Annotated in this window: 10 protein-coding genes and 1 pseudogene; 6 read left to right on the top strand and 5 right to left on the bottom strand. The window is 35.7% G+C overall.

Features of this window, described 5'->3' with window-relative positions; genetic code table 11:
• The first annotated feature begins 247 nt into the window (after window positions 1-247).
• A pseudogene (locus tag JSS34_07210) lies at window positions 248-3,088 on the top strand (AsmA family protein).
• Window positions 3,089-3,246: 158 nt separating this feature from the next.
• On the opposite strand, the gene JSS34_07205 reads toward JSS34_07210, so the two are convergent.
• Together JSS34_07205 and JSS34_07200 are read right to left on the bottom strand one after the other, a co-directional pair.
• On the bottom strand, window positions 3,247-3,702 hold the full coding sequence (locus JSS34_07205; GenBank protein MBS0186109.1) for a DUF1003 domain-containing protein: 456 nt from the start codon (window positions 3,700-3,702) through the stop codon (window positions 3,247-3,249).
• 324 nt (window positions 3,703-4,026) lie between these two features.
• Window positions 4,027-6,087 (bottom strand): type IIA DNA topoisomerase subunit B, encoded by a 2,061-nt coding sequence (locus JSS34_07200; protein ID MBS0186108.1) that lies wholly within the window; start codon window positions 6,085-6,087, stop codon window positions 4,027-4,029.
• Between the two features lie 81 nt (window positions 6,088-6,168).
• Between JSS34_07200 and JSS34_07195 the strand changes: the two genes are divergently transcribed.
• Window positions 6,169-6,555 (top strand): acyl-CoA thioesterase, encoded by a 387-nt coding sequence (locus JSS34_07195; protein ID MBS0186107.1) that lies wholly within the window; start codon window positions 6,169-6,171, stop codon window positions 6,553-6,555.
• Between the two features lies 1 nt (window position 6,556).
• Here the strand turns inward: JSS34_07195 and JSS34_07190 are convergent, their stop codons facing one another.
• Window positions 6,557-8,383 (bottom strand): ATP-binding cassette domain-containing protein, encoded by a 1,827-nt coding sequence (locus JSS34_07190; GenBank protein ID MBS0186106.1) that lies wholly within the window; start codon window positions 8,381-8,383, stop codon window positions 6,557-6,559.
• A 20-nt stretch (window positions 8,384-8,403) separates the two neighbouring features.
• Window positions 8,404-9,150, bottom strand: coding sequence for a uroporphyrinogen-III synthase (locus JSS34_07185; protein ID MBS0186105.1), 747 nt, complete (start codon window positions 9,148-9,150; stop codon window positions 8,404-8,406).
• A gap of 176 nt (window positions 9,151-9,326) precedes the next feature.
• On the opposite strand from JSS34_07185, the gene JSS34_07180 reads away from it, so the two are divergent.
• From JSS34_07180 to JSS34_07165, 4 genes are read left to right on the top strand one after another with little or no spacing between them, the layout of a single operon-like run.
• Window positions 9,327-10,610: a citrate synthase gene (locus JSS34_07180; GenBank protein ID MBS0186104.1), complete on the top strand. Its 1,284-nt coding sequence runs from the start codon at window positions 9,327-9,329 to the stop codon at window positions 10,608-10,610.
• An 18-nt stretch (window positions 10,611-10,628) separates the two neighbouring features.
• The gene (locus tag JSS34_07175; GenBank protein ID MBS0186103.1) at window positions 10,629-10,859 is read left to right on the top strand and encodes a hypothetical protein; all 231 of its coding nucleotides are present in this window, start codon (window positions 10,629-10,631) and stop codon (window positions 10,857-10,859) included.
• A 25-nt stretch (window positions 10,860-10,884) separates the two neighbouring features.
• Window positions 10,885-11,103 carry a CDGSH iron-sulfur domain-containing protein gene (locus JSS34_07170; GenBank protein ID MBS0186102.1) on the top strand — a complete coding sequence of 73 codons (219 nt, stop codon included), beginning with the start codon at window positions 10,885-10,887 and terminating at the stop codon, window positions 11,101-11,103.
• A 14-nt stretch (window positions 11,104-11,117) separates the two neighbouring features.
• Window positions 11,118-11,699, top strand: coding sequence for a hypothetical protein (locus JSS34_07165; protein MBS0186101.1), 582 nt, complete (start codon window positions 11,118-11,120; stop codon window positions 11,697-11,699).
• 179 nt (window positions 11,700-11,878) lie between these two features.
• Here JSS34_07165 and JSS34_07160 read toward each other — a convergent pair whose 3' ends face one another.
• Entirely contained in the window at window positions 11,879-12,241 is a 363-nt protein-coding gene (locus tag JSS34_07160) for a hypothetical protein (protein MBS0186100.1), read from the bottom strand.
• Window positions 12,242-12,662: the final 421 nt, after the last annotated feature.

Below are 12,662 nucleotides of genomic sequence, written 5' to 3'. Positions count from 1 at the left end.
GAAGTTGCATCCCCTCAATCTTCCTTTTTCTTTTTACTTACGCAGTAGGTCTATTGTTTGAAGACTGCATGCTTTCTTTTCTAGTCGATGCTCCTTAAGAATACTCTTACTTTTTCTTTTAGCTTACCCTAGCTTTCTTTTTTTTATCCCTAAAACTTAAGCCTAACCTCCTTGCCTATTTGTTTTTTCTCTCAGTATAATGTAAGATCTTATAAAGAAAGTTAATTTTTTATGAAAGAGGGGCAAAATGAAAAAGCTATTAATTTTTTTAAGTGCATTCCTTACGCTCATTGTTGTCTTAGCATTTATTATTCCACCTTTTATATCTCTTGATAAATTTAAAAAAACAATTGAAACATCCTATCAAGAAGCCACAGGGCAAACACTTCAGCTTAAAGGCCCTCTTACATTTTCGATTCTTCCAAAGCCACAAGCCTCCCTTCACGAACTTGTTGTTCTCTCCAAACAAGACACGCCCGATCTTCCTTTAGCTACCATAAAAAAGGTTAGCGTAAAAATTTCTCTCCTGAGCTTACTGCATGGAAAACTTGCTCTCTCAAACATTTTGGCTGAAAGTCCGATCTTAAATCTTAAAAAAGACGCTTCAGGAAAAGGAAATTGGGAAATTACACCCCCTTCTCCAAAGCCTGAAAATTCAAACCCCTCTTCTAATTCATCGCCTTCTTCCTCTCTAAAATTTCCGATCGAAATTGATGACATTACCATTCATAACGGGAATGTGACTTACAAAAATCAAGACCAATCCCTTTCTTTTGAAAATATCGATTTAAAGGTGGGATTAACATATGCCCATGAAAAAGATCTTCTTCTTAAGGGGGTTGACTTTGATCTTTCTACCCTTCTTTTAAATGAAAAACTTACCGTTAATGGAAATCTTGATAATCTTGATCAAAAAACCGCCCTCTTTTCAGCCCAGCTTAATTTTTATGATGAAAAGCTCCTTTTAAACGGTAATTTTTCTATAGAAGATCTCATTTTTTCTATGAAAGCCACTATTAAAGGATCTCTTTCTAAATCACGTCTTTTGTCGAAAATTCAACCCCTTTTAAAATCAAAGGAAGACTCTTATGAACTTGAAGCCACCTTGCAAGGAAGCTCTGAAGCAATTTCCATGCAGTCTCTTTCTGTCGTCCTCGGGAGCTTAAAAGGCGCTGGAAATGGAAATTTTGATCTTCAAAAAGGACGCGCAGATCTTGATCTCATTCTAAATCCTGGAAACGTATCCTTAAAAGTATTAAATCAAAATTCTGACGGTAAAATATTACCAACTTTGCAAATTTTTTCTAAGGACTTAAAACCCCTTCTTGATGTTCTAAATATTGAAACCGAAAAGCTGTCTCCTACTCTTTTTGAAAATTTCTCTCTTACAACCTCTTTGGATAGCCAAGAAAAGGGAACAGCCTTAAAAGATTTAAATCTTAAAATAGGAAAATCGAGCCTTACAGGAAATATTATATTTTCAACAGACGACAAACGCTCTCACGTTTCTTATGCTTTTTCCGCGTCAAATCTTGGATCCTTAAAAGATCTCGCTTCTTTTAAAACTGTCTTGGACATTCTCGGAGAGACGTTTAAAATCACGGGAGAAAGCTCCTGGGAAGGAGAGACTTATACAACAGATACACTTCTTTCAACACCACATTTGGCAACAAAACTTGAAGGAAAATTCTCACTTAATAAAAATATTGATATGACGCTGGTAAATGTTGGAAAAAATTTCAGCAATCTCTTAAATATACCCGATTCTAAGTTAGGAGCCTATAAGATTACGTTGACACTCCAAGGAGATCCCTCCCAAACGGTTTCTCTTAAAATACTTCCTTCCTATTTAACCATAGACCAAAAAAAGACACCCTTTAAGGGTGAGGCGAGTCTAACATCTCTTCAATCTATGCCTAAAGTTAAAGGAAATCTTATCGTTGAAAAACTTGATCTTAATTCTTTTTTAAGCTCTTCCAAAAGCAAAGAGCCCTCAATACCCTCTCATCCCTCTTCCCATAAAAAGAAGCACCCGCACCCTCAGAAAACAACTTCTCATTCTCCTCATGAAATATGGCCTCATACACCGTTAAATTTAAGCTTTTTAAATCTATTTGAGGGTGAATTTGATATCTCATTAAACAAAGTTATGCTAGATGCCTTTGTTTTTGAGCATATTTTAGCACATCTGCAATTGGAAAAAGGGGTACTAACCTTAACCCAAGCAACTGGAAAAGGACTTGGAGGAGAACTTCAGGTTACGGCCTCGGTTTCAGCACAAAAAAACCATCCTATTACATGTAAAGGTTCTCTTAAAGATATCAAACTTAAAGACTTTGATTTTAAAAAAGGAGATATAATGCTTGTAGGAGGCATACTTAATCTTCTTGTAGACCTTACATCGCATGGCGAGAGCATCTCTGATTATATTGAAAGCTTAAATGGCGATTTAAAAATCCATGTAAAAGAAGGAAAAATAAGTGGGTTTGATCTTAAAAAAGCTGTTTCTGCCCTTAATAATGCGACAAATGTTCAAGGATTTCTTAAACTTCTTGACCTTTCCTTTTCTGAAGGACAAACAGCATTTGATCATCTTGATACAATACTTTCTCTTCAAAAAGGAATTGCTACTTTAAAAACATGTTCTTTAACATCTGATGTTGGGAGCCTAAGTGCAACTGGCTTTATTGACTTGCCACATTATTCTGTTGATATTATTGGAAAGGCTCAACTTAATGTTAAAAATCTTCCTCCTTTTAACGTTAAAATCACAGGTCCGATTGATAATCCAAATCAAGAGCTTGATACACGCGGACTTCAAAATTATCTTCTTACCCATGCTGTGGGAAGCATTGTAAATACTATTATTGAAGCACCAGAGACAGCTGTAAATACAGTTCTTAAAGCTCCTGAAGAAGCCTTTGGAGTTGTACAAAGCATTTTAGGGACAAAAGACAAATCTTCTTCTTCAAAAACACCTTCCAAACACAAAAAAGGCACTCAAGAAAAAACCTCTTCTCAATCAACATCTTCTGAGAATCCGGTTGGCGATATTGTCCAAGGAGGCCTTAAACTTCTTGGTCTTTAAATCTCATATATCTTTAAAAGATTGTAAAACTTGTCTATGATCACGCGCTGGCAAAATTTTTAAGCATAATATTTAATATTCATAATATTTAATATTAATGTATTTCAAGAAGAGGTTTTTAATGATCCTTCCTTTTTTCTTCAGCTGAAACCTTCTCGTCATATGTTTTGTTTATTTTCTGACCGAAGCTTTTTGGGATCATGCCCCGCACTTGTCAATAGGGTATTTAAAGCTTTCGTTTGGTATAAAAGCTCTCTCTCATTTTTTTCCAAGCATTCAAGAATTACGAGAATGTTCTCGTAGCTGCTCATGGTCGCTTTTCGGGCTTCATCAGATCGTATCTGTTCTTCACGATTAATAAGATTTTGTCCAACCATAATTAAGGGAAGCAGAATTAACGTTACAATATTAATAATGAGGAGAAGAAGGGGAAAAGGATAAGGATCTTCATAGGTTTCAGAGCCAATAATCATCCAAAAAAGAATAAAGATGATAGCCCCATAGACGACCGCCATTGTTCCGAGGTGTTGCGTAATAAAAAGTGCTATACGATCATTAAGAGAAAGTTGGTCATGATTATTTTGCATATTTTTTTCAATTTTTTTTGTTTTCATCAAAAACCTCCCAAGCCATTGATTATCCTCATGGATATTTTTAGGCCTTATTATTATTCTTTTAACTAAAATTTCCCTATTGGAAATTTATCACTTCCATAAGTATGGCGAATTACATCCTTCAAGGAAAGCTATTTTTATATCCTTAATTATTTTTTAAAAATATTTTTATGTTTTATGAATGTAATATTTATCAAAATCAAACATTTTCAAAAAACAAAATTTTTAAAAATTCTAGGCTAGATATAGAAATATATAAAATGCCTATAGAGTTGAATCCTTTTATTTCCTTTAGGTTTTAAACTTTCTTATGATGATACTTTATTATAAAGCTAAATTTTTTGCAAATTGCGCATTTTCTTGAATAAAGGAAAATCTTTTCTCAGCTTCTTTTCCCATCAAATCATTGACAAACTCTCTTAGAAAAGAATCTGACTCTTTCAACATAACACGCTCAAGCCTTCTCTTTCTAGGATCCATCGTTGTTTCTTTAAGCTGTGCTGCTGACATTTCTCCAAGTCCTTTAAAACGGCTCATTTCAAATTTTGAAATTTTTTTCTCATATCGTTTTATAATGGCATTTTTTTCCTTTTCATCTTTTGCATAAAAAATATCTTTTCCAAAGACCATACGATAAAGAGGAGGGCAGGCTAGATAAAGGCGCCCAGAGGTAACAAGATCAGGCATTTTTTCAAAAAAGAAAGTCATTAAAAGAGCCGCGATATGTGCCCCATCCACATCAGCATCCGTCATAATAATGATCCGATCGTATCTGAGTTCTTTTTCTTTAAAATGACTCCCAAAGCCACATCCCAGGGCCAAAGATAAATTCATAAGCTCTTGATTGGCCTCTGCTTTATCAAGTGTTGCATTGGCAACGTTTAAAATTTTTCCGCGTAGCGGTAAAATCGCTTGTGTATCGCGATCACGGGCTTGCTTAGCTGATCCCCCTGCAGAATCTCCTTCTACCAAAAAAAGTTCTGTTCCTTTCCGTCCTGTGGCTCGGCAATCGGCAAGTTTTCCAGGTAAACGTAAACGGCGCGTTGCGGTTTTTCTTTCAAGCTCCTTTTGGCTTTTTTGTGACAATCTTTCTTCCATCAATTCTTCAACATAGCTTAAAAGATTTTGAGCTTCTTCTTTGTGGTCTAAAAGCCATTGTTCAAATTGATTTTTAATCAAAATTTCAAGGGGCCGCAGCAGATCTGAATTAACAAGTTTCTCTTTTGTTTGGCCTTGAAACTGCGGATTTCTTATAAAAATGGAAAGAATGCCCTTCATTGATTTGAAAAGATCCTCGGGCGCCACATCAGAAAACTTTTTAAATCCCATTCTCTCCGCTACAGATCGAAAAGCTTTCAAAATCCCAGCCTTAAATCCTTGCTCATGAACCCCTCCTTGCGGCGTTGGAATCGTATTACAATAAGACATAAGTCCAGAAAGTTTTTCTTCTGATGAGACGTCAGATTCTTCCAAGGACCATGAAAGGGACCATTCGATGTGTCCTTTTTCATGAGATAAGGCACCTTCTCCACTAAAAAGAAGATTACATACCCTTGATGTTTCCTTTAAATAAAAATTAACAAAATCAGAAAGCCCTCCTGGAAAGAAAAAGCGTTCTTCTTTTGGAATTTTATTTTTTTGAGAATAGATTTTTAATTCTTGACCTTCATCTTCTTCAAGAGATAAATCTTTTTCCTTTATCTCCATCGACCAAAAAATTTGAACACCCTTATGAAGAAAAGCTTTTGATCGAACACGTTGGTAAAGAAAGACAGGGTCAAAATGAGCATCTTCCCCAAAAATTTCTGGGTCTGGATGAAATATAATCTTTGTGCCATGCCCTCTTTGTTTTCCTTCTTCTTTCACAAGTGGCCCTTGAGGGATACCACGCTGATAACTTTGTTTATAAAGATGTCCCTCCCGCACCACTTGAACCTCTAGAAAATCAGAAAGAGCATTCACGACAGATAAACCAACCCCATGAAGACCGCCTGATATTTCATAGGCCCCTTCTTTAAATTTTCCACCACTATGAAGCGTTGTTAAAATAACTTCCAAAGCAGATTTATCTTTAAATTTAGGATGAGGATCTATGGGAATGCCACGTCCATTATCTGAAATAGAAATAAACCCATTTTCATATAAATGAACTCTGATTTCTGTTGCAAACCCTCCCACAACTTCATCCATGGAATTATCAAGAATCTCCGCAACTAAATGATGTAAAGCTTGCGTATCCGTCCCTCCAATATACATTCCAGGACGAAGCCGGACTGGCTCAAGCCCTTCTAATACTTCAATATCTTGAGCTGTATAGGTATTATTGTCCTTATTTTTTTTAAAATTTGAGCCGAAGGGTGTCTGAGGGGTAAAAAGATCATTCATTGTGAGATTAGGTTCTTTTATGTTAAAATAAAGTTGTTTATCTAAGGTTTAAAGCTCTTCATCCTAAGAGGATTTTTTATCATGTCAGAATTTACCCCAAAACTACAAGACCTCGCAATAAAAACAATTGCCATGCCCAAAGATACTAATCCTTTTGGCGATATTTTTGGAGGATGGCTGGTTTCTCAAATGGATCTTGCAGGTTCTCTTGTTGCACGTAAATACTCTAAAAAAAGGGTTGCGACAGTCGCCATTGACCAAATGAGCTTTCAAAAACCCGTTAAAGTTGGAGATGAAGTAAGTTGTTATGCCCGTATTGAGCGTTTTGGTCATACCTCAATGACCCTTCATATAGAAGCTTGGGTTACTTCTCCTCTTTTAAAAGATACCCATAAAGTAACAGAAGGAACATTTGTTTTTGTTGCCCTCGATGATCAAGGGCATCCCGCTCCCATCCAAGATTCTTAAATTACAAAAGTTCAAGTTCAACAAGATTTTTATAAAGAGGATTGGAAGCCATTAAAGAAGCATGATCTCCGACTCCTGCAATTCTCCCCTCTTGATTAATAACCACAATTCGATCCGCTTTCTTAACCGTTGCAAGACGATGCGCAATAATAATAGATGTTCGTCCTTTCATCGTATTTTCCATCGCTTTTTGAATCATTCTTTCATTGAGAGAATCAAGGGCAGACGTTGCTTCATCCAGAAGGAGAAGAGACGCATCTTTTAAAAAAGAACGAGCAAGCGCTATTCTTTGACGCTGTCCTCCTGAAAGACTCCCTCCTTTTTCACCGATTGAGGCCTCCATTTTACCTGGCAAACGCTCAACAAATTCAAATGCTTGTGCAGTTTTTAAAGCCTCTTCAATTTCTTCTTCTGTTGCGATTAGGTTTCCAAAACGGACATTTTCTTGAACCGTTTCTGTAAAAAGAAACGTTTCTTGTGAAACCCAAGATATATTTTGGCGAAGCTCTGAAAGACTAAGATGCTTTAAATTAACACCTTGAAAAAATAAGTTTCCTGAGAGAGGATCAAAAAATCTCAAAATAAGAGAAAAAAGCGTACTTTTTCCTGCGCCTGAAGGACCCACAAAAGCAATATGTTCTCCTTTATAAATATCAAGCGTAAATTCATGGATAACAACATCTTCTAACCGAGAAGGATATGCAAATGAAACATCTTGAAAGGAAAAAAAAGGAAGTGTGTTTTTCTCTTCTCGGGGAGAAGTTCTTTTCTCTAAAGGAATGAGAAGTTCAGGATTTTTAAGTTCTTCTAAAGTTGAACGTGTATTTAGAAGCTCTAAGATACGAGAAAGAGCCCCTGCCGCTCTTTGCAAATCTCCTGTAATTTCGCTTATCGCCCCTGCTGCACCTCCAACCAAAAGAGCATAAAATAGAAAAGAGGTTAAATCTCCTGCTGAGAAGATGCCTTTTTTAACATCAAGTCCTCCGATTCCTACAACGATACAAAGACATCCAAAAATAAGCATCATAACCATCATTGTAAGCACAGAACGCGCTTTGACTTGTAAAACAGCCTTTTGAAAATAATTCTCAATTAAATTTTTAAAGTTTTGGGTTTCATAATCTTCGCGTACAAAAGATTGAACTGTTTTTATCCCTTCGAATATTTCTTCGCTGAAAGCACCTAATTTCCCGATGCGTTCCTGAGCTCCTTGTGACAGCACTTTGACACGCTTTCCGTAAATTATAATCGGAATCAGCACGATCGGGAGCATAATTGCTAAATATAAAGTTAGTTTAGGGCTGGTAATAAACAAAAGAAGCAACCCACCAAAAAGTAAAAATGCATTTCTTAAAGCGATGGCAACAGAAGTTCCAATAATTATTTGAATGAGCGTTGTATCTGTTAGAAGACGAGACATCAAATCTCCAACCCCACGTTCCTCAAAAAAAGAGGGGTTTAAAGATAAAAGATGATTAAAGGTTTTAGATCGGATATCTGCAACAACACGTTCTCCAAGCCATGCAAGATAATAAACACGACAAAAACTGGCCACCGAAAGGACGATAATAAGTAAAAACATCAATCCCATTGCCTCATAAAGAGAGATAAATCCTTCCTTACCAAATCCTTGATCTATAAATACTTTAATTCCTTGGCCCAATCCCAAGACAGCAAGAGAGGCCATGAGAATTGCAAGAATTGATTTACAGACTACCCATTTATAAGGAGATAAATATGTTAATAATAACTTTAACGTTCCAAGAGAATGATTTTTTGATGCTGTATTTGTTGTAAGAGACTCAGCATAATTAGATTGACGAAACATGTTAAAAGCTCCTTTATATATTATTTTATTTTTACCATCTCACAAAAAAGATTCCAAAGACTTTCAAGCGTTGGTTTTTGAGCCGCATAAATTCCTGTATATTTTTCTTTAAGGCTCCCGTGAGAGAGTATTTGAGCAATTTTTGAACTGAGACAAAAAACTCTTAAATTTCCTTCTCCTTTTTCTATCTTTAAGGCTTTAAAATTTTTCATAAAAGCTTCTGCGCCGCGTTGTGAAAAAAGAAACACATCTGTAATTTTTTTATCTTTAAACCCCTCAATGACCTCTTCATTAAAAGATTTTTTTAAAAAAGCTTCATAGACTATTTTTTCTTGAACCTTAAGTCCTTCCTTCTTTAGTTCTTTTTTAAGATCTTTTTGAATATGCTTTCCCCGCACATAAAGTAAAGTCCCTTTTAATAAATTTTTCTCTCTCAAAAGAAGGTTTTTTAAATCTTCAGCAGAGCCTTCCGCCGAAAAAATTGTTTTAAATCCCATTTTTGAAGCCATCTCAAAGGTTTTTTTCCCAACAGTATAAAGAGGCAAATTAAGGGGAATTCCTTCTTTTAAAGAAGCAAGAGCATGTTGACTTGTGACACAAATTCCTTGATATCCGTTAAAATCTTCCTCTTTTAAAAGAGCATACGGCTTTATAATTAAAAGAGGATCATAAAAAAAGTTTATTTTTAGAGCGCTGTTATTACATTGAAAAATCTCAAATTGCTCTTTTTGAAAAGAGGTCTGTGTCCATAAGATCCCGAGTGTCATCTTTAAGCCTCTTTTTTTAAGAATTAACCTTGCACTTTTTCTTAAATCCAGAATATTATTAAAAAAAGGATTCATCTTTTAAATTTCAAAAAATCTTTTATGCCCTCACACATAAGACTTCTTTCATGACCTCTTTGTCTTCTAAAAATTCTGCTTATCCCCGCATTATTAATGAAATGGATCTTTCTGAAAAGGAAAAAAACTTTTCAGATACCCTCCCTGTTCTAGAAGGAACTTTGGGACCTCATGCCCTTGATGTTCAAAGCCTTTATTCAAAAGAAGGTCTTTTTACGTTCGATCCAGGCTATTTCTCCACAGCAAGTTGTTCATCTGCCATTACATATATTGATGGTGATAAAGGAATTCTTCTTTATAGAGGGTACCCCATTGAAGAACTTGCGTGTCAAAGTGATTTTTTAGAAACAGCGTATCTGCTTTTAAAAGGGGAACTTCCGAATTCTGCTCAAAAGGAAGCTTTCAATCAAGACATTAAACGCCATAGTATGGTCCATGAACAGCTTACCTTTTTTTACCGAGGTTTTCGAAGAGACGCGCACCCCATGGCGATCATGGTGGGTGTTGTGGGCGCCCTGTCAGCTTTCTATCACGATAGTTTGGACATCCAGGATGAAGATCAGCGTCTTATAGCTTCACTAAGGCTCATTGCAAAAATGCCAACACTTGCAGCAATGGCTTATAAATATTCTATTGGGCAACCTTTTGTGTACCCCAAAAATAAATATTCCTATGCCGAAAATTTTCTCTACATGATGTTTTCTATTCCAACCGAAGAATGGGAGCCCAACCCTCTCTTTTCAAAAGCACTGGATCAAATTCTCATTCTTCATGCAGATCATGAACAGAATGCCTCTACGTCAACGGTAAGACTTGCAAGCTCAAGTGGTGCAAATCCTTTTGCCTGCCTTGCAGCTGGAATTGCAGCTCTTTGGGGACCTGCCCATGGAGGGGCCAATGAAGCTGCTCTCAATATGCTTTATAAAATTGGACACAAGGAAAACATTCCCTCTTTTTTAGAGCATATTAAGAAAAAAGATACAAAAGAACGTCTTATGGGATTTGGACATCGTGTCTATAAAAATTATGATCCCCGTGCACGGATCATAAAAGAAACCTGTCATGAAATTCTTAAAAACTTCAAGGGGCCTTCTGATCCTATTTTTGACCTCGCCCTAGAACTTGAAGAAATTGCACTTAAAGATCCTTATTTTCTTGAAAAAAAGCTTTATCCTAATGTAGATTTCTATTCAGGTATTATTCTAAAAGCGCTGGGGATCCCAACAAGTATGTTTACCGTGCTTTTTGCACTTGCGCGGACAGCAGGTTGGGTTGCTCAATGGAATGAAATGATTTCTGAACCCAATCAAAAAATTGGAAGACCTCGACAAATTTATATCGGGTATCCTCAAAGATCTTTTGTTCCCCTTTCTAAACGTAGCTAACATGCACAAGAGGATTTCATGAAAGACAAAGACACCCCCTCTCCTAAACCGAAAAAAAAGAAAGAACATGCTGAAGGGCTTTTTATTACACCCGATGCTGTTCTTCATAACAATCTTTATTCAACACCAGATCAAAAAACTTTAAATGATAATAAAGGTTCTCTCAAAGATACACTTAAGAAATTTCAATGGCCTTTTTTACTCGCTCTTATTGCGCTTGCTTTGATCCTTTTAATGAGCCTTTCCTAACACTTAAGAAGTTTCAACAACAGTCATGAAAAAACCCTATTCTGAACCCTTGGAGAAAGATAAAAAATACTTTTGGTGCACCTGTGGTGCGTCCCAAAAACTTCCTTTTTGTGATGGCGCCCATAAAGAGCTTGGATTAAAATCTCTTATGTTTGAAGTCCCAAATTCTGGCTCTTTTTTTCTCTGTGGATGTCAGAAAACTAAAACGCCACCTTTTTGTGATGGCTCCCATAAGTCTCTTTAAGTGAAAGTTATCCTATGCCTAGAAATCTCCGTTCCTCATTTTTCAAATCTTTTATAAGCTTAAGTACTCTTTTTCTAGCCTCAAGCTGTTCTGATAACGACAAACCTTATATTCCTCTCATTTGTACACCTGGAATGATTGTGGGAGAATTATCTGAAGGGACGTTTAAGAATGATGCCACACAAACGCCTTTTTCAGCCGCTCTTTCTAATGTTATTGTAAAGTGCTCTGAAGAAGCCTCTCAAGAAGAGGTCATGCTTTATGTTCGGATGCTTATTAAAAGGGCAGCTCCTTCCTCAGAAAATGAAACTTATAAAATTCCTTATTTCGTCGTCCTTTCCAAAGGAAAAACACTCATCTTCAAAGAAAAATTAGAAGCTGAAGTCATCTTTGAAAAAACACAAAAGCGCATCCGACCAACCATTTCGTCAAAAATTAAAATCCCTCTTCAAAAAGGAGAGAATTTTGATGATTATACACTTTATGTCGGCCTTCAAATTACAGAAGAGCAGCTTAATCAAAATTATAAGAAACGAACAGAAACCCCTGAGATTAAAATTATCAAGCGCCCTCTTTCTCTTCAAAAGACATCTTAAGTGAAAAAATAAACAAAACCTTCTTCCTTAATTTCTTCATTTTTAACTCTTAAGAAGATTCTCATGAGTGATTAAAGAAAAAGAAAATTCCTAAATAAAGGAGCAAAATTTTTCTTTCAAAGATGTGAGTTCTACTTAAGTTACTTAAAAGAAAGCTTATAATTCTTTTAAAGATCGTTTCACTTTTCTCCAAGAGTTTGCATAAGAGGGGCATCAAAATTGCTCCCCATATCCGTGTCTTCAAAACTATTATCTCCAGGATAAACAATATCAGGATCAGAACTTTGATTTTCAGGAAACCTCTCGGCGTTAAGATCTTCTTCAGCAATATCTTCTGCCCAACCTTCAGTTCCCATGCCTTCATTAAGATCGACCGTCCAAGATGAATTATCCGATTGATTAATAAGCGGCAAATTCCAAACGGTTGTTTTCCCTTGTGAAACTTTTGGTTGAGCATTGGATTGTTGAGAAGCGTCTGCCAAAATTTTGCCCGTATAACCAAAAGCAAATAGTGAAGCTATGAGTAAAAATTTTTGAATCATTTTAAACCTTTCTTTTAAATATTTTTCACTTTTTAGTATCTCTTTTTTTCTTAAAAAAGGCTATCTTTTGTTTTAAATTAAGCATATCTTTTTATAGAAGAAATCAAAATGGGCGTGTTAGCAGAAAATGTAAACCCCATTAAAACCTTTAAAGAGCTTATTTTCTTTGAGAATCATATAGAAAAAGAGCAATGAAAACTTCTCTATGAATTTCTTTTGAGCACGTCTTAATTAATTATCTTCATGAAGGACAAAAAAATGACCTATTTTAAAAGACTACATATTCTATTTGGGGTTATTTCGGTAATTTCTTCTTTCACCCCCATGACAATGACAGCAGAAGAAAAAAAAGCAGTTCAGGAAGATATAATACTATTTCCATAAATTAAAATAACAAATATACTTTTAAAAAGAAAAGAGA

It is taken from the genome of Pseudomonadota bacterium, assembly GCA_018242545.1.
Taxonomy (GTDB): domain Bacteria; phylum Pseudomonadota; class Alphaproteobacteria; order 16-39-46; family 16-39-46; genus 16-39-46.
The sequence above is the reverse complement of the archived record's forward strand: the minus strand, read 5'-3'. Positions and strand labels throughout refer to the sequence as shown.